The organism is Hydrogenophaga sp. IBVHS1, from assembly GCF_002127265.1.
Classification (GTDB): Bacteria; Pseudomonadota; Gammaproteobacteria; order Burkholderiales; family Burkholderiaceae_C; genus Hydrogenophaga.
The window spans coordinates 2,524,921-2,542,591 of record NZ_NFUU01000001.1; the positions used below are offsets into that span (position 1 = coordinate 2,524,921).

The 17,671-nt window shown below is 64.0% G+C and carries 16 protein-coding genes; 3 read left to right on the top strand and 13 right to left on the bottom strand.

Going from position 1 to position 17,671, the window contains the following annotated elements; genetic code table 11:
- Nucleotide 1: 1 nt before the first annotated feature.
- The gene (gene xerD, locus CAP37_RS12165; RefSeq protein WP_086124402.1) at nt 2-925 is read right to left on the bottom strand and encodes a site-specific tyrosine recombinase XerD; all 924 of its coding nucleotides are present in this window, start codon (nt 923-925) and stop codon (nt 2-4) included.
- Nucleotides 922-1,899: a tripartite tricarboxylate transporter substrate binding protein BugE gene (locus CAP37_RS12170; protein ID WP_086124403.1), complete on the bottom strand. Its 978-nt coding sequence runs from the start codon at nt 1,897-1,899 to the stop codon at nt 922-924. Before CAP37_RS12170 ends, xerD begins: the two co-directional genes overlap by 4 nt.
- A 123-nt stretch (nt 1,900-2,022) precedes the next feature.
- On the opposite strand from CAP37_RS12170, the gene CAP37_RS12175 reads away from it, so the two are divergent.
- From CAP37_RS12175 to CAP37_RS12185, 3 genes are all read left to right on the top strand, one after another.
- Nucleotides 2,023-2,931, top strand: coding sequence for an AEC family transporter (locus CAP37_RS12175; protein WP_086124404.1), 909 nt, complete (start codon nt 2,023-2,025; stop codon nt 2,929-2,931).
- A gap of 37 nt (nt 2,932-2,968) precedes the next feature.
- On the top strand, nt 2,969-4,756 hold the full coding sequence (locus CAP37_RS12180; protein ID WP_086124405.1) for an ABC transporter transmembrane domain-containing protein: 1,788 nt from the start codon (nt 2,969-2,971) through the stop codon (nt 4,754-4,756).
- A gap of 218 nt (nt 4,757-4,974) precedes the next feature.
- The gene (locus tag CAP37_RS12185) at nt 4,975-6,306 is read left to right on the top strand and encodes a Glu/Leu/Phe/Val dehydrogenase (RefSeq protein ID WP_086124970.1); all 1,332 of its coding nucleotides are present in this window, start codon (nt 4,975-4,977) and stop codon (nt 6,304-6,306) included.
- Nucleotides 6,307-6,353: 47 nt separating this feature from the next.
- Here the strand turns inward: CAP37_RS12185 and CAP37_RS12190 are convergent, their stop codons facing one another.
- The 11 genes from CAP37_RS12190 to nuoG are packed head-to-tail and all read right to left on the bottom strand — an operon-like array spanning nt 6,354 to nt 17,662.
- Nucleotides 6,354-6,821, bottom strand: coding sequence for a DUF1178 family protein (locus tag CAP37_RS12190; protein WP_086124406.1), 468 nt, complete (start codon nt 6,819-6,821; stop codon nt 6,354-6,356).
- Entirely contained in the window at nt 6,818-7,429 is a 612-nt protein-coding gene (locus CAP37_RS12195) for an NUDIX domain-containing protein (RefSeq protein WP_086124407.1), read from the bottom strand. The genes CAP37_RS12190 and CAP37_RS12195 overlap by 4 nt, the downstream gene beginning before the upstream one ends.
- Entirely contained in the window at nt 7,426-7,728 is a 303-nt protein-coding gene (locus tag CAP37_RS12200; RefSeq protein ID WP_086124408.1) for a DUF2818 family protein, read from the bottom strand. The genes CAP37_RS12195 and CAP37_RS12200 overlap by 4 nt, the downstream gene beginning before the upstream one ends.
- A gap of 53 nt (nt 7,729-7,781) precedes the next feature.
- Entirely contained in the window at nt 7,782-9,290 is a 1,509-nt protein-coding gene (gene nuoN / locus CAP37_RS12205) for an NADH-quinone oxidoreductase subunit NuoN (protein WP_086124409.1), read from the bottom strand.
- Between the two features lie 33 nt (nt 9,291-9,323).
- The gene (locus CAP37_RS12210; RefSeq protein WP_086124410.1) at nt 9,324-10,799 is read right to left on the bottom strand and encodes an NADH-quinone oxidoreductase subunit M; all 1,476 of its coding nucleotides are present in this window, start codon (nt 10,797-10,799) and stop codon (nt 9,324-9,326) included.
- 16 nt (nt 10,800-10,815) lie between these two features.
- On the bottom strand, nt 10,816-12,849 hold the full coding sequence (gene nuoL / locus CAP37_RS12215; protein WP_086124411.1) for an NADH-quinone oxidoreductase subunit L: 2,034 nt from the start codon (nt 12,847-12,849) through the stop codon (nt 10,816-10,818).
- Between the two features lie 40 nt (nt 12,850-12,889).
- Nucleotides 12,890-13,207, bottom strand: a complete 318-nt coding sequence (gene nuoK / locus CAP37_RS12220) for an NADH-quinone oxidoreductase subunit NuoK (RefSeq protein ID WP_086124412.1) — start codon at nt 13,205-13,207, stop codon at nt 12,890-12,892.
- Entirely contained in the window at nt 13,204-13,860 is a 657-nt protein-coding gene (locus tag CAP37_RS12225; RefSeq protein WP_086124413.1) for an NADH-quinone oxidoreductase subunit J, read from the bottom strand. The genes nuoK and CAP37_RS12225 overlap by 4 nt, the downstream gene beginning before the upstream one ends.
- A 39-nt stretch (nt 13,861-13,899) precedes the next feature.
- A complete protein-coding gene (gene nuoI, locus CAP37_RS12230) occupies nt 13,900-14,436 on the bottom strand; it encodes an NADH-quinone oxidoreductase subunit NuoI (protein ID WP_086124414.1) in 537 nt (178 codons plus the stop codon).
- A gap of 14 nt (nt 14,437-14,450) precedes the next feature.
- On the bottom strand, nt 14,451-15,533 hold the full coding sequence (nuoH, locus tag CAP37_RS12235; protein WP_086124415.1) for an NADH-quinone oxidoreductase subunit NuoH: 1,083 nt from the start codon (nt 15,531-15,533) through the stop codon (nt 14,451-14,453).
- A complete protein-coding gene (gene nuoG, locus CAP37_RS12240; RefSeq protein ID WP_086124416.1) occupies nt 15,530-17,662 on the bottom strand; it encodes an NADH-quinone oxidoreductase subunit NuoG in 2,133 nt (710 codons plus the stop codon). Before nuoG ends, nuoH begins: the two co-directional genes overlap by 4 nt.
- Between the last annotated feature and the right edge of the window lie 9 nt (nt 17,663-17,671).

Below are 17,671 nucleotides of genomic sequence, written 5' to 3' on the forward strand. Positions count from 1 at the left end.
GTTAGCCCCTGGGGTGGTGCTGCGCCACGATGGACTTGAGCCGTTCGCGCGCCACGTGCGTGTAGATCGTGGTGGTGGAAATGTCGGCGTGGCCCAGCAGCATCTGCACCGCGCGCAGATCGGCACCATGGTTGAGCAGGTGCGTGGCAAACGCGTGGCGCAGCGTGTGGGGTGACAGCGGCGAGGTGATGCCGGCCAGCGCGGCGTATTTCTTCACCAGTTGCCAGAACATCGCGCGCGTCATGGCCTCGCCGGCGCGCGAGCCGCGGGCGGTGACGAACAGGTCTTCGCTCTGCAAGCCACCCAGAATCTCGCCACGGCCCTGTGCCAGGTAGCGATGCAGCCACTGGCCGGCCACCTGGCCAAAGGGCACCAGCCGTTCCTTGTTGCCCTTGCCGGTGATGCGCAGCACGTGTTCGTTCATGCCCACATGCCAGGTCTTGAGCGTCACGAGTTCGCTCACACGCAGGCCGCTGGCATAAATGAGTTCGAGCATGCAGCGATCGCGCAGGCCCAGCGGCGTGCCGGTGTCGGGCGCGTTCAGCAGGGCTTCCACTTGCGCTTCCGAGAGCGTCTTGGGTACGCGCAACGGCTGGCGCGCGGGCGAGAGCCGCAAGGTGGGGTCTGAAGTGATGTGGCGTTCGCGCAGCGCCCAGCGGAAGTAGCGCTTGAACACCGTGAGCCGCCGGTTGGCCGTGGTGGCGCGGGTCTGGCTGTGGCGCGCGCTGAAGTAGGCGTTGAGGTCGGCCTCGGTGGTCTCGGGCAGTTGCTTGCCCTGCTCGGCCAGCCACTGGCCGAGCAGCACCAGATCGCGGCGGTAGGCGTCCAGCGTGTTGCGCGAGAGGCCCTCTTCGAGCCAGAGGCCGTCGACGAAAGCCCCGGCCAGACCTTCGCTGGCCGCTGCCAGGGCCTCCCGGTTGGTCATTCCAGCTTGAGCTTCTGCTTGACGACAACTTCCTTGTAGACGTCGAACTCGGCCTTGATCTGGGCCGTGAACTCAGCCGGCGTGTTGCCCACGATCAACGAGCCGGTGTCTTCCACGCGCTTGCGCACGGCAGGGTCGGCCAGAGCCTGCTTGGTGGCGTTGAAGATCTTGTCCACCACGTCCTGCGGCATGCCCTTGGGACCGATGAGGCCGTAGTAGGCCATGCGGTTTACCGGCTCCAGGCCCATTTCCTTGAAGGTGGGCACGTCGGGCAGCACCGCAAGGCGCTGGGGCGCAGCAACCACCAGCGCGATCAGGCGGCCGGCCTTGATGTGCGGCAGGGCCGAGGGCAGGTTGTCGAAAATGATCGGAACCTGGCCACCGACGGTGTCGTTCAACGCGGGACCTGCGCCACGGTAGGGAATGTGCGTGATGTAGGTTTTGGTCAGGCTCTTGAACAGCTCGGTCTGCAAATGGCCGATGCCGCCAGTGCCCGAACTCGCGTAGCTGTATTTGCCAGGGTTCTTCTTGAGTTCGGCCACGAAGGCCTTGAAGTCCTTGGCGGGGAAGCTTGGGTGCACCGCGATCACGTTGGGCGTGGCGGCGATGTTGGTGATGGGCGTGAAATCCGTGAGCGTGTTGTACGGAATCTTTTCGTTGATGGCGGGGTTGGCCGCGGTGGTGGAAACCGTGGCCATGCCAAGGATGTAGCCATCGGGCGCGGCACGCGCGAGTTCGAGGGCACCCACCACACCACCGCCACCGGCCTTGTTCTCCACCACCACGCTCTGACCCAGGCTCTTGGCCAGCGGCTCGGACATGACGCGAGCAACGATGTCGGTGGTGCCGCCGGGTGCGAACGGCACCTGCAGGCGAATGACCTTGTTGGGGTAGGCCTGGGCCAGGGCAGTGCCCATTGCGGCCACCGAAGCGGCGGCCAGACCGATGGATACCAACTGACGACGAGAAACCATGACGTGTACTCCTGGGTGTTGAAAACTGACCTGCACTGTAGTCGGCATGAAGGGGCATGACCATGGGGTGACTACATAAGTAATTACCCGCAAGAGCCGTGCCCGGCGCGCTATGCTCGCACCGTGAATTTTGCCCAACTCCTCTTCCCCGACTTCTCGCTCATCCTCTGCGGCTACCTGGTGTGCCGCTTCACCGCCCTCAACCGCAAGGTGTGGGAGCAGGTCGAGAGCCTCGTCTACTACTTTTTGTTCCCGGTGCTGCTGTTCCACAGCATCGTGAAGAGCCCGCTCGATCTCGGCCAGGCATCCAGCCTCATGGGTGCGGGCATCGCGCTCGGCTTGTGCGGCATTGCCCTCTCTTACTCGCTGCCGCACTGGCCCTTCATCGGCAAGCGCATCGACGTGCGCCTGCACGCCGCGAGCGCGCAGGTGGGCTTTCGGTTCAACTCCTTCATTGCGCTGGCACTGGCCGAAAAAGTGGCCGGCGCCCCCGGTCTTCTGATGATCGCCGTGCTCATTGGCGTGTGCGTGCCGCTGTTCAACGTGGGCGCGGTCTGGCCCATGGCGCGCCATGCCAACAAGGGCTTCGTGCGCGAGCTGGCCCGCAACCCGTTGATCATCGGCACGCTGTCCGGGCTGGTGGCCAACCTGCTGGGCTTTCAGATGCCGGTGTGGCTGGAGCCTACGGTCAACCGCATCGGCCAGGCGTCGCTGGCGCTGGGCCTCATGGCGGCAGGCGCGGGCATGCAGTTCGGCATGCTGGCCAGCGCCAAGCTGCTGGGTGGCCTGGTGCTGGCGGTGAAACACCTGGGCATGCCGCTCATGGCCTTCGGCCTGGCGAAGCTGTTCCGGCTGGACGCCACGCAAACCACCATCCTGCTCATGTTCTCCGCTGTGCCCACCGCGTCGAGCTGTTATGTGCTGGCGGCGCGCATGGGCTACAACGGCCCGTATGTGGCGGGGCTGGTCACGCTGTCGACACTGCTGGGGGTGGTGAGCCTTCCCTTCGCGCTCGGCGTGCTGGGCGGCTGAAGGCGCAGCGTCGCGAAAACCCGGCACACTCCTCACCATGCCTGCCACGCCCATTGCCGACCGCCCCAAAGCCACCTCTCCCACCTCACTGGGCGGCCTGCGGCCTTTCATACGCCCCTACCGCCTGCAGATCGGCCTCGCCCTGCTCTTCCTCGTGCTCGCGGCGGTGGCCACGCTGGCCTTTCCGCTGGCGCTGCGCTTCCTCATCGACAGCGGCCTAGCGCCTGCCGGGCGCGGCGAGCAGGCAATGGCATTGCGAGGGCATTTCGCCGCGCTGTTTGGCGTGGCGGTGGCGCTCGGCATCTTCTCGGCGGTGCGCTTTTACCTGGTGAGCTGGCTGGGCGAGCGGGTCACGGCGGACCTGCGCAACGCGGTGTACAGCCATGTGCTGCGGCAGAGCCCGCAGTTCTTCGAGACCACGCAGACCGGTGAAGTGCTCTCGCGCCTGACCACCGACACCACGCTCGTGCAGACGGTGGTGGGTTCGTCGCTCTCCATGGGCTTGCGCAACGGCGTGATGGGCATCGGCGCGCTGGTAATGCTGGTGTGGACCAACCCGTATGTGATGACGCAGGTGCTGCTGATCCTGGTGCTGGTGGTGCTGCCGAGCATGTGGTTCGGGCGGCGGGTGCGCAAGCTCTCGCGCGCCAGCCAGGACCGCGTGGCCGATTCCAGCGCCATCGCGGCCGAGGTGCTCAACGCGATTCCCATCGTGCAGAGCTACACGGCCGAAGACCGCGAGGCCACCCGCTTCGCGGCGTCCACGCAGTTCGCGTTCGACACCGCCATTCGCCGCACGCGGGCGCGCTCGGTGCTGGTGGCGTTCATCATCATCAGCACGGCAGGGCTGCTGCTGTGGGGCCTGTACCAGGGCACACAGGCGGTGCTGGCCGGCACCATCAGCCCGGGGCACCTGGGCCAGACAGTGCTTTACGTGATCATCCTGGCCAGTGCGGTGGCCGTGCTGGGAGAGGTGTATGGCGACCTGCTGCGCGCGGCGGGCGCGAGTGAGCGGTTGATGGAACTGCTCGCCATGGAGTCACCCGTGCAGTCGCCCTCGCACCCGCTGCAGGCGCCGCAGCCGGCCGGCGGCAGCTCGCTCGTATTCGAGGGCGTCAACTTCCACTATCCGTCGCGACCGGCACAACCTGCGCTGGCCGACTTCAACCTGGCGGTGCACCCGGGCCAGACTGTGGCACTGGTGGGCCCGAGCGGTGCGGGCAAGAGCACGGTGTTCGGCCTGCTGCTGCGCTACTACGATCCGGCACGCGGCAGCATCCGCCTGGACGGCGTGGCGATTGATCAGATGAGCCTGCACGACCTGCGCGCACGCGTCGGCATCGTGCCGCAGGACCCGGTGATTTTCTCCAGCAGTGCCCTGGAAAACATCCGGTATGGCCGCCCCGGCGCCAGCGACGAAGAGGTGCGCGCTGCCGCGAAAGCCGCGTTCGCTGACGAGTTCATCGACCAGCTGCCGGAGGGCTACGACACCTTCCTGGGGGAGCGCGGTGTGCGCCTCTCGGGCGGGCAGCGCCAGCGCATTGCCATTGCGCGCGCCATGCTGAAGAACCCGCCGCTGCTGTTGCTGGACGAAGCCACCAGCGCGCTCGACGCGCAGAGCGAGCGCATGGTGCAGGCGGCGCTGGAGTCCGCCATGAAGGACCGCACCACGCTGGTGATTGCGCACCGGCTGGCCACGGTGCAGCAGGCGGATCACATTGTGGTGCTGGACCACGGAAAGCTGGTGGAACAGGGCACGCACGCCGAGCTCGTTGCCCAAGGTGGCGTGTACGCTGGATTGGCCGCGCTCCAATTCAAGGCCTAAAACTGGCACCCCCACGCTTCGCCGCTGCGCGGGTCGCTGCCCCCCGAGCGGCTGGGCCTGGCTTGGGAGCGGCCCGGCGCCTGGCCCTCACCAGACAGAGTCATGCGCTAAAGGCATGACCGAATGGCATACCGGCCTTGGACAGCTCAGGCGCGGCTGCGTAAGCTTGCGGGCTGGCTCATTGCATGGGCCAGCACACCCACAAGGAATCCCGCAACATGTCACAAGCACCGCATCCTCAGGCTGGTGGCGCCACCAGCGCCCCGGCCGTTTTTACGCAGGCCCTGCCCTCGTACCTCGATCCGAAGCACCTTGGCCCCTGGGGCGTCTACCTGCAGCAGGTTGACCGCGTCACGCCCTACCTGGGTTCGCTGGCCCGCTGGGTCGACACCTTGAAGCGACCCAAGCGCACGCTGATCGTGGACGTGCCCATTCACCTGGACAACGGTTCAGTGGCGCACTTCGAGGGCTACCGCGTGCAGCACAACACCTCGCGCGGCCCGGGCAAGGGCGGCGTGCGTTTCCATCAGGACGTGACACTCTCCGAAGTGATGGCACTGTCGGCATGGATGTCCATCAAGAACGCAGCGGTGAACGTGCCCTACGGCGGCGCCAAGGGCGGCATCCGCGTCGATCCGCGCCAGCTCACCATCGGCGAGCTCGAGCGTGTCACGCGACGCTACACCAGCGAGATCGGCATCATCATCGGCCCGACCAAGGACATTCCGGCGCCGGACGTGAACACCAACGAACAGATCATGGCGTGGATGATGGACACGTATTCCATGAACGAAGGCTCCACCGCCACCGGCGTGGTCACGGGCAAGCCGGTGGATCTCGGCGGCTCGCTCGGCCGGCGTGAGGCCACCGGGCGCGGCGTGTTCACCGTGGGCGTGGAAGCAGCGCGGCGCATCGGGATGGACGTGTCCACCGCGCGCGTGGCGGTGCAGGGCTTCGGCAACGTGGGCGGCGTGGCCGGCAAACTGTTCTCCGAGGCAGGTGCCCGGGTGGTGGCGGTGCAGGACCACGGCGGCACCATCTACCGCGAAGCGGGCCTCGATGTGCCCGCCCTGCTCGCCCACGTGGCGCAGGTGGGCTCGGTGGCCGGCTTCGCCAACGCCGAAGTGATCGCCAGCGAAGCCTTCTGGGGCGTGCCGTGCGACATCCTGATTCCTGCCGCACTGGAATCGCAGATCACCGAAGCCAACGCCGGCCAGATTCAGGCGCGCATGGTGATCGAAGGCGCCAACGGCCCGACCACGCCGCAGGCCGACGACATCCTGCACGAGCGCAATGTGCTGGTGCTGCCAGACGTGATCGCCAACGCGGGCGGCGTGACGGTGAGCTACTTCGAGTGGGTGCAGGATTTCTCCAGCTTCTTCTGGAGCGAAGACGAGATCAACGCGCGCCTGGTGAAGATCATGAAGGACGCGTTCGCTGCCGTCTGGCAGGTGGCCGACGAGAACAAGGTGAGCCTGCGCACGGCCACCTTCATCGTGGCCTGCAAGCGCATCCTGCATGCGCGCGACTTGCGTGGTCTGTATCCCTGAAAACGCTCGAAGCCCGAAAGCAAAAAGCCCCGCAGTGCGGGGCTTTTTTACTGGAGCGTGTCCTTGATGCCAGGCAGCATCGGCAAGGGCAGTACCTCGATGCCCTCTTCGATCAGCTCCAGCGCCTGTTGCGCGCTGGCCTGACCCCGGATCTGGCGGTGCTCTTTTTCGCCGTGATGCATGGCGCGTGCCTCTTCGGCAAATCGCTCACCCACGTCCTCGGTGTTGGCCACCACCTCGCGCAAGGCCTTCAGCATGCGCGACTGCAGCTCAGCGAGCTCAGGACTCGCGCTGTGGTTGCTGAGGGCAACGGCACTGCTGGGCGCGGTGCTGTCTTCGCCGCGCACCGTGCGCAGGTTCAGGCGCGGAGCCGAGAGCTTCTTCTCGATGCGGGCATCACCGCACAGCGGGCACGTCACCAGACCACGGGCGAGCTGAGACGTGAAATCGTCTTCAGACCCAAACCAGCCTTCAAAATCGTGCTGGTGCGCGCACTGGAGATTGAGAACCTTCATGCGCCGGATTCTGCGGCATGCGGTGCGGCATCGCTGCCTTGCCATGACAAAGCCCATTCGCCGCGCAGTACGTTCTGCAACCACATGGATCCGATCAGCGTCTTGCAATCGATCACCTCGCCGGTGAAGCACCATTGCTTCAATTCGTCGGGCGTGGCCGCAATGACGTCCAGAAACTCGCCATCGTCAAGCTCGCGCTCGCCGAGCGTGAGCCCGCGCGCGAACCAGATGTCGATGACCTCATCGGAATACGCAACGGTGGGAGCGAGTCGGCACGCGAAGGCCCACTCGCGGGCGCGGTATCCGGTTTCCTCGAGCAATTCGCGCTTCGCGCAGACCAGTCTGTCTTCGCCGGGATCGACTTTCCCGGCGGGGAACTCGATCATCACCGCCTGCATGGGATGGCGGAACTGGCGCTCCATCACCACGCGCCCGTCGTCAAGCAGCCCGATGATCATCACCGCACCGGGGTGCAGCACATATTCACGCGTGGCTTCTGCACCGTTGGGCAAGCGAACTGTGTCGCGCACCACATGCAGGAAATTGCCCTTCAGGAGCTCGGTGCGAGACACGGGCGTCTCGCGAAGGTGCGCATCGTCGTGGCTCATCCGCGTCGCCGATAAAGGTACCGGTACACAAAACCTGGAAAGGCCAGCGTGAGGAACAGTGCGCCGGTGGTGGCGTAAAACTCCCAGCCCTGTGGCGCGATCTGGCCCGCTCGTTGTTCCAGTGCGAGCCCCAGCGCGCCCACCAGAAAGTAGAGCAGCACGAGCTCGGCCAAGCGCATCCACAGGGTTTTGGCATCGCGCCGCGGCCACACGGCAAGCCAGCGATCGTTGATAAAAGGCAGGTTGGCTGCCACAAAGGCAGCGAGCAGAACCAGCCAGACGGAAATGGTGTGAGTCATGAACGTGTGAGCTGGCGCGCAGCGGCGAGTTCAACGCCGCGCTCGCGCCTGACTCAACCGAGGAGCTTGCTCACCGCCTGGGCGCAGAGTGTCATGAGGCCGCCGGGCAGAATGCCGAGCAGCAGCACCAAGGCGCCGTTGAGCGAGAGCACCGAGCGCGCATCGGCGCCGCCCTCGATGTCGGCGGTCTGGGTGGGGGCGTCGAAATACATCACCTTGACCAGTCGCAGGTAATAGAACGCGCCAATCAGCGACATGATCACCGCGAACACCGCCAGACCCACATAGAAAGCGCCTGACGAAGCCAGCAGCGCCTGCAGCACCGACAGCTTGGCGTAGAAGCCCACCAGCGGTGGCACGCCAGCCAGCGAGAACATGCAGATGGCCATGACACCTGCGTAGAGCGGGCTGCGCTGGTTGAGGCCTGCCAGGTCGCTCACGTTCTCCGACTCGAAGCCGCTGCGCGAGAGCAGCAGGATCACGCCGAAGGTGCCCAGGGTGGTAAGGACGTAGGTGATGACGTAGAACATCGACGACGCGTAGGCATTGGCCATGTTGCCGGTGTCCAGACCCGCACTGCCCTGCACCACGCCGGCCAGCAGGCCGAGCAACATGAAGCCCATCTGCGCGATGGTGGAGAAGGCAAGCATGCGCTTGAGGTTGGTCTGCGCGATGGCTGCAAGGTTGCCGATCAGCAGCGACATGACCGCCAGCACCCCCAGCATCTGCTGCCAGTCCACCGCGAGCGGTTGCAAACCTTCCACCAGCAAACGGATCACGATGGCGAATGCCGCCAGCTTGGGCGCGCCACCGATCATGAGCGTGATCGCGGTGGGGGCACCGTGGTAAACGTCGGGCACCCACATGTGAAAGGGCACCACGCCGAGCTTGAACGCCAGGCCCGCCACCACGAACACGAGGCCAAGCGTGAGCACCTGCGGAGAGCCTTTGAGCGTGTCGTCACCGCCGGCGATGGTCAGCATCACCTCGGTCAGGTTCAGCGAGCCGGTAGCGCCATAAACCATGGAGAGGCCATAGAGCAGGAATCCGCTGGCCAGCGCGCCCAGCACGAAATACTTCATGGCTGCTTCGGTGGCCTGCACGTCGTCGCGGCGCAGGGCAACCAGGGCGTAGCTGGACAGCGTGAGCAGTTCCAGCCCGAGGTAGATCACCAGGAAGTTGTGGCCGGAGATCATGACGAACATGCCCAGCAGCGCCAGCATGCCCAGCGTGAACAGCTCGCCACCGCGCAGCATGTCGCGCTGGCCCGAGTAACCGCGGCCATACACCAGGGTGACCATCACGGCGATGGTGGCGAAACACTTGAGCCAGTTGCCCATGGGGTCGCTGACGATCATGCCGCCGAAGCCGTAGATGGTGTCGCCCGAGCTGGCACTCATGCCCAGCAACAAAGCGACGACCGCGAGCGTGAGCAGCGTAAGGACGTAGGTGACGCCACGCAGCGGCGTCTTCACCGCCAGATCGACCAGCGCAATCACGCAGGCCATGGTCACCAGAAGAATTTCAGGGTAGGCCGCAACCCAGCTGAGCTTGTCAATCATGTGAGCGTTCTCTTGTATGGCTTGGCCGGAGGCTCAGTTCAGTTTGGAAATAGCCACGTGGCGCAACAGTTCTGCCACGGAGGCATCCATCACATCGGTGAAGGGTTTGGGGTACACGCCCATGTAGAGCACGGCGATGGCCAGCACCGCCAGCACGAGGAACTCGCGCTTGTTGATATCGGTCAGCGCCTTCACGTTGTCGTTGCCTACGGCACCGAGGTAAACGCGCTTGTACATCCACAACGAGTAAGCCGCACCGAAGATGAGCGCCGAGGCGGCCATCAGGCCGATCCAGAAATTGGCTTTCACCGCCGCCAGGATCACCATCCACTCGCCCACAAAGCCGGCCGTGCCGGGCAGGCCGCAATTGGCCATGGTGAAGAGCAACGCGAAGGCGGCGAAGTTGGGCATGGTGTTGACCACGCCACCGTAGTCGGCGATTTCGCGCGAATGCACGCGGTCGTACAGCACACCGATGCCAAGGAACATGGCGGCCGACACGAAACCGTGCGCGATCATCTGCACAATGGCGCCCGACACACCGAGATCGCTGAAGACGAAGAAACCGAGCGTGACAAAGCCCATGTGGGCCACCGACGAATACGCCACCAGCTTCTTCATGTCCTGCTGCACCATGGCCACCAGGCCCACATAGATCACCGCCACCAGCGAGAGCGCGATCATGAGCCAGGCCCATTCATGCGATGCATCGGGAAGGATGGGCATGGAAAAACGCAGAAAGCCGTAAGCGCCCAGCTTCAGCATGATGGCGGCCAGCACGGCCGAGCCACCGGTAGGTGCCTCTACGTGCACATCGGGCAGCCAGGTGTGCACTGGCCACATGGGCACCTTGACCGCAAAGGCCGCGAAGAAGGCGAAAAACAGCAAGGTCTGCTCGGTCCCGCCGAGCGGCAACTTGTACCAGTCTGCCAGTGCGAAACTGCCATTGGCCTGGGTGTACAGGTAGATCAGCGCCACCAGCATGAGAAGCGAGCCCAGCAGCGTGTAGAGGAAGAACTTGAACGCCGCGTAGATCTTGTTCGGGCCACCCCAGATGCCAATGATGAGGTACATCGGAATCAACGTGGCTTCGAAGAACACGTAGAACAGCATGGCGTCCTGCGCGCTGAACACGCCGATCATGAGGCCCGAGAGAATCAGGAACGCGCCCATGTACTGGTTCACGCGCGAGGTGATCGATTCCCAGCTGGCCACGATCACGACCACGTTGATGAAGGCGGTGAGCAGCACCAGCCACAACGAGATGCCGTCCACACCGAGGTGGTAGTTCACGTTGAAGCGGTCGATCCACGCACCGTTTTCCACAAACTGCATGGCGGCCGTGCCGAGCTTGAACCCGGTGTAGAGCGGCACCGTGACGACCAGACCGGCGATGGCGCCGACCAGCGCGATCCAGCGCACCATGGGGGCCTGTTCGTCGCGGCCCAGCGCCAGCAGCACGACGCCGAAGAAAATCGGCGTCCAGATTGCAAGGCTCAGCAAACCCATCTTTTTCTTCCTGTTCTTATTTGGCGAGCCACACGAAATACGTCATGAACAGCAGCACGCCCACGATCATCATGAGCGCGTAGTGGTAGAGGTAGCCGGTCTGCGCGCGGCGCACCACCGCAGACACCGCTCCCACGATCTTCCAGCTCGCGTTCACCACCCCGCCTTCGATCACACCCCGGTCACCGCCCTTCCACAAACCAATGCCGAGTCCACGCGCCGCCTTGGCCAGCACGTTTTCGTTGAACCAGTCCATGTAGTACTTGTTTTCCAGCACCACCACGATGGGGCGCAAGGCTCGGCCGATAGCGGCCGGCACCTTCGGATTGACGAGGTACATGTACCAGGCACTCACGGCACCGGCCAGAGCCAGGTACAGGGGCGGGGTGAAGAAAGAATGCGCAGCCATCGCCAGCGCGCCATGGAATTCCTCGGCAAAAGTCTTCATGGCCGGATGAGCATCCAGATTGATGAAGATCGCATCCTTCAGGAAATCGCCGAACAGCATGGGCTGGATCGTCATGAAGCCGATCACGACCGAAGGAATGGCCAGCAGCAGCAAAGGCACGGTGACCACCCAGGGCGACTCGTGGGGTTTGCCATCACCATGCCCGTGATCATGGTCGTCGTGATGTCCGTGGTCATCGTGGTGGGCATCAGGGTTCTGGTCGTAGCGCTCGACACCGTGGAACACCAGGAAGTAAAGGCGGAACGAATAGAAGGACGTGACGAACACACCGGCCAGCACGGCAAAGTAAGCAAAGCCAGACGCCGGCAGGTTGCTGAAGTGCACCGCCTCGATGATGCTGTCCTTCGAGTAGAAGCCCGCGAACAGGGGAGTGCCGATCAGCGCCAGCGTGCCCAGCAGTGAAGTTACCCAGGTGATGGGCATGTACTTGCGCAGGCCGCCCATCCAGCGGATGTCCTGGTTGTGGTGCAGACCCATGATCACCGAGCCAGCGGCGAGGAACAGCAGCGCCTTGAAGAATGCGTGCGTCATGAGGTGGAACACCGCCACCGAATAGGCCGAAGCGCCGAGCGCGACCGTCATGTAGCCCAGCTGCGAGAGCGTGGAATACGCGACCACGCGCTTGATGTCGTTCTGGATGATGCCGAGGAATCCCATGAACAGCGCGGTGATGGCGCCGATGACCATGATGAAGTTGAGCGCGGTGTCGGAAAGCTCGAACAGCGGCGACATGCGCGCCACCATGAAGATACCGGCCGTGACCATGGTGGCGGCGTGGATCAGCGCCGAGATCGGCGTGGGACCTTCCATGGAATCGGGCAGCCATACATGCAGGGGAAACTGCGCGCTCTTGCCCATGGCACCAATGAACAGGCAGATGCAGATGACGGTGATCAGCAGCCAGTCGGTACCCGGGAAACCCAGCTGGCCGAGTTCGGGTGCCTTGGCGAACACCTCGGTGTAGTTCATGGTGCCGGCATATGCCACGATGAGGCCGATGCCGAGAATGAAACCGAAGTCGCCCACGCGGTTGACCAGAAAGGCCTTCATGTTGGCGAAGATCGCCGTGGGCTTGTTGAACCAGAAGCCGATGAGCAAATACGACACCAGGCCCACCGCTTCCCAGCCGAAGAACAGCTGCAGCAGGTTGTTGCTCATGACGAGCATGAGCATGGAGAAGGTGAACAGCGAGATGTAGGCGAAAAAGCGGTTGTAGCCTTCGTCTTCTTCCATGTAGCCGATGGTGTAGAGGTGCACCATGAGCGAGACGAAGGTGACCACCACCATCATCATGGCGGTGAGGCCATCGACCAGAAAGCCGATTTCCATCTTCAGGTCGCCCACTACCATCCACGTGTACAGCGTCTCGTTGAAGCGGGCACCGTCGATCGCCACGCTCTTGAGCGTGGAAGCAGACAGGATGAACGCGATCAGGACGCCCAGGATGGTGAGCGTGTGCGAGGCACGGCGACCGATGACGTTGCCACCAAAGGTGGTGCCCAGAATGCCGGCCAGTGCGGCGCCCACCAGCGGGGCCAGCGGAACGGCGAGCAGGGTGCTTGCGGAGAGGGTGGTGCTCATGGGTTTCTTGCCTGAGTTCTCGTATGGATTGGCCCTGGCCTCAACCCTTGAGGGTGTTGAGTTCTTCGACGCTGATCGACGACTTGTTGCGGAACAGCAGCACCAGAATGGCCAGGCCGATGGCCGACTCGGCGGCGGCCACGGTCAGGATGAAGAACACGAACACCTGGCCGTGCATGTCCCCCAGATAGTGGGAGAAGGCCACGAAGTTCATGTTGACGGCCAGCAGCATGAGCTCGATGGCCATGAGCAGGACGATGAGGTTCTTGCGGTTGAGAAAGATGCCCACGACCGACAGCGCAAACAGGATCGCGCCGACGGAAAGGAAATGACCCAGGGTCAGGCTGGTGAGTGTCATGCCTTGCCCTCCTCGGCAGCGGTATTGTCGGTAGGGGGTGGCGCCTTCTGGGTGGCCGCCATCGGCACGATCACCAGCCGATCGCGCGCCCGCACGTGCACCTGCAGCGCCGGGTTGATGGCCTTGCTGTCCTTGCGCTGGCGAAGCGTGAGCGCAATGGCGGCAATCATGGCCACCAGCAGGATCACAGCGGCCACTTCCACCGGATAGAGGTACTCGGTGTAGAGCAACAAACCGAGTTCGCGCGTGTTCGAGTAGTTTGCTGCGTTCACGCCGACATCCGCCGCATCAGGGCTGGCCGCGAGCGTGGGGAAACCGGCCCACAGCACCACCATGAGCTCTGCCGCCACCAGACCACCGAGGATTGCGGCCAGCGGGAAGTTTTTCCAGAAGCCCTTGCGAACCGAATCGATGTTGATGTCGAGCATCATCACGACGAAGAGGAACAGCACCATCACCGCGCCCAGGTAGACCAGCACCAGCGTGATGCCCAGAAACTCGGCCTTAAGCAGGAGCCACAGAGCCGCTGCTTGCGAGAACGCGAGCATGAGAAAGAGCACGGCATGAACCGGGTTGCGCGCGGTGACCACGCGGTAGGCTGCAAACAGCAACACTGCCGCGAAGAGGTAAAAAAAGCCGGTCTGGTAATCCATGGCGAGGTTCTTGAATCGTGTGCCGAGGGTCAGCGGAGATCAGCGGTAAGGCGCATCGGCGGTGCGTGCGGCGGCAATTTCGGTCTCGTAGCGGTCGCCCACGGCAAGGAGCATTTCCTTGGTGAAGTACAAGTCGCCGCGTTTCTCGCCGTGGTATTCGAAGATGTGTGTCTCCACAATCGAATCGACCGGGCAGCTCTCTTCGCAGAATCCGCAGAAGATGCACTTGGTGAGGTCGATGTCGTAGCGCGTGGTGCGGCGCGAGCCGTCGTCTCGAACATCGGATTCGATGGTGATGGCCATGGCCGGGCACACCGCTTCGCAAAGCTTGCAGGCAATGCAGCGCTCTTCGCCGTTTTCGTAGCGGCGCAGCGCGTGCAAGCCGCGAAAGCGCGGGGACAGCGGCGTCTTTTCTTCAGGGAACTGCACCGTGATCTTGCGCTTGAACGCATAGCGGCCCGTCAGCGCCATGCCTTTGAACAGTTCCACGAGCAGGAAGCTGTTGAGGAAGTCGCGAAACGAGAATGGCGCCACGACAGCAGGCGCTGCAACGGAATGTGCGGTGGTGGTGGACATGGTCTTTCGCCCTCTTATTTCCAGAGGTTCCACGAGGTCTGCATCAACGCGCCGACCAGCAGCAGGTAGATGAGCGTGACGGGAATGAAGATCTTCCAGCCCAGACGCATGATCTGGTCATAGCGGAAGCGCGGAAAGGTGGCGCGGATCCAGATGAACATGGAAACCACGACGCACGTCTTGATGCCCAGCCAGATCCAGCCTGGCACCCAGTTGAACAACGCGTGGTCGATCGGCGAGAGCCAGCCGCCGAGGAACATGAGCACGGCGAGCACGGACACCAGCCACATGCTGGCGTATTCGGCCAGGAAGAAAATGGCAAAGCCCATGCCGGAGTACTCGACCATGTGGCCAGCCACGATCTCGGCCTCGCCTTCCACCACGTCGAACGGGTGGCGGTTGGTTTCGGCCACGCCGGAGATCAGATAGACAAGGAAGATCGGCAGCAGCGGCAGCCAGTTCCACGAGAGAAAGTTCAGGCCGACGTCGGCGGCCATGCCGCGCGACTGCGAAGCCACAATCTCACCGAGATGCAGGCTGCCAGCGGTCATGACCACGACCAGGAAACAGAAGCCGATGGCGATTTCGTAGCTCACCATCTGCGCCGAGGCGCGCAGCGCGCCCAGGAAGGCGTACTTGGAGTTGGATGCCCAGCCCGCAATGATCACGCCATACACCTCGATGGAGGTGATGGCCAGGATCACCAGCAGGCCGGCGTTCACGTTCGCAATGATCGCTTCGGGACCGAAGGGAATCGCCACCCAGGCCGCGAGCGCCGGCATGATGGCCATCACCGGGCCGAGGCGGAACAGGCCATTGCTGGCGGCACTCGGGCGGATCAGTTCCTTGGTGAGCAGCTTGAGCGCGTCGGCAATCGGCTGCAGCAGCCCCATGGGGCCCACGCGGTTGGGGCCATGGCGCACCTGGATCCAGCCGAGCAGCTTGCGCTCCCACAGCGTGAGGTAGGCCACCGCGCCCATGAGCGGCGCGAGCACGGCCACGATCTTGATCAGGTTCCAGATCAAGGGCCACGCAGCCGTGGTCCACCACGGGGCGGCAATCAGGCCCAGGCCGCCGTTGTAAAAGGCATCGATCACGCGGTGGCTCCTTCCACGGCAAGGACGGCCCGCGCATCGGCGGTGAGTTGCAAGGAAGTGGCGCGGCGCACCAGACCGTCGAGCTGGTAGATCGAGGCCACGCAGGGCTCTGAGGAGGCGTGCGCAGTGTCAATGGCGGCGCTGCTGGCGTTGCTGAGGCGTGCGGCATCGACCAGCGCGCCGGAGGCCACGCCAGGCAACGCGCTGGCCAGCACGGCTTGCGAGGAATCGGCATCGAAACCGGGCAGATCAAGCAGATTGCCCAGCACGCGCAACACCTTCCAGGCCGGACGCGTTTCGCCCAGGGGACGCACCACGGCGTGGAAACTTTGCAGGCGGCCTTCGGCGTTGACGAAGGAGCCCGAGGTTTCGGTGAACGGCGCGATGGGCAGCAGCACATCGCTCACATCCAGGTTGGTCTTGAACGGGCTCAGCGTGACCACCATGCCAGCCCTGTAGAGGCCCTCGACGCCTGCAGCCGAATCCTGGTCAGGCTCGGTGTTGAGCAGGATGGCGGCCTTGAGGCCACCGGTCAACATACGGCCGGCGTTCAGGCCGCCTTGTCCGGGGAGCGCGCCCACCAGTTGGGCGCCCACGGTGTTGGCGGCTTCGGTGAGGTAACCCACGGTGGCACCGGTCTGCTGCGCGATCCAGTTCGCCAGCATCAGCAGGCTCGACGCCTTTTCATGGTGAGCTGCGGCATTGCCCAGCAGGATGGCTTTCCGCTCACCGCCGAGCAGCGACTTCGCCACCGCACGGTGCAGGTCGGACACCTCGGCGCTCACGGGGGCAGAGGCGCCAGTTTCGGCGGCCACGGCCGATGCGATGCCAGCCAGCGCCGACACCCAGCCGGCGGCGCCAGCGAGCACGGTGTTCTTCAGCGGCATGGCCCAGTCTTGCGCCGTCGCATTCAGCACATTCACCTGTGCACCCTTGCGCTGCGCCTGGCGAATGCGCTGAGCGAACAGCGGGTGGTCCTTGCGAAGGTTCGAGCCCACCACCAGCACGCGCTGCAGCGTGGACAACGAGGCGATGGGCATGCCCAGCCAGCGGGCCGAGCCGGCGGGTGCAGCGTTGGCGAAGTCAGCGTGGCGCAGGCGCGCATCGATGTTCTGGCTACCCAGACCGCGCATGAATGCACCAGCGAGGGCCAGCTCTTCCAGCGTGCTGTGCGGGCTCGCCAACAAGCCGATGACGCCGGCGCCGTGCTCGGCTTTCACCTGCTTCAGACCGTTGGCCACGTATTCCAGCGCGGTCTGCCAGTCCACCGTCTTCCACTCGCCTCCCTGCTTGAGCATGGGCGCGGTGAGCCGATCCTCGGTATTGAGCGCTTCGTACGAGAAGCGGTCGCGGTCAGCGATCCAGCATTCGTTGACGGCCTCATTCTCCAGCGGCAGCACGCGCATGACCCGGTGGTTCTTGACCTGCACGATCAGGTTGGCGCCGGTGGAGTCGTGCGGGCTCACGCTCTTGCGGCGAGAGAGTTCCCAGGTGCGGGCGCTGTAGCGAAATGGCTTGCTGGTGAGCGCACCCACCGGGCAGATGTCAATCATGTTGCCCGAGAGCTCGGAATCCACTGTTTCGCCGAGCACGGTGGTGATTTCCGAATGCTCGCCGCGGTGGATCATGCCGAGCTCCATGACGCCGGCCACTTCCTGGCCGAAGCGCACACAGCGGGTGCAATGGATGCAGCGGCTCATTTCCTCCATGGAGATGAGCGGGCCCACGTCCTTGTGGAAGACCACGCGCTTTTCTTCTTCGTAGCGCGAACCCGAACCACCATAGCCTACGGCCAAGTCCTGCAACTGGCATTCGCCGCCCTGGTCGCAGATGGGGCAGTCCAGCGGATGGTTGATGAGCAGGAACTCCATCACCGACTGCTGGGCCTTGATGGCCTTGTCGCTCTTGGTGCGGACGATCATGCCCTGCGTGACTGGCGTGGCACAGGCCGGCATGGGCTTGGGCGCCTTCTCCACGTCCACCAGACACATGCGGCAGTTGGCCGCGATGGACAATTTCTTGTGGTAGCAGAAATGCGGGATGTAGGTGCCGGCCTTTTCGGCCGCATGCATGACCATGCTGCCCGGGGGCACTTCCACCTTCTTGCCGTCGAGTTCGATTTCAACCATGGTGTTTCG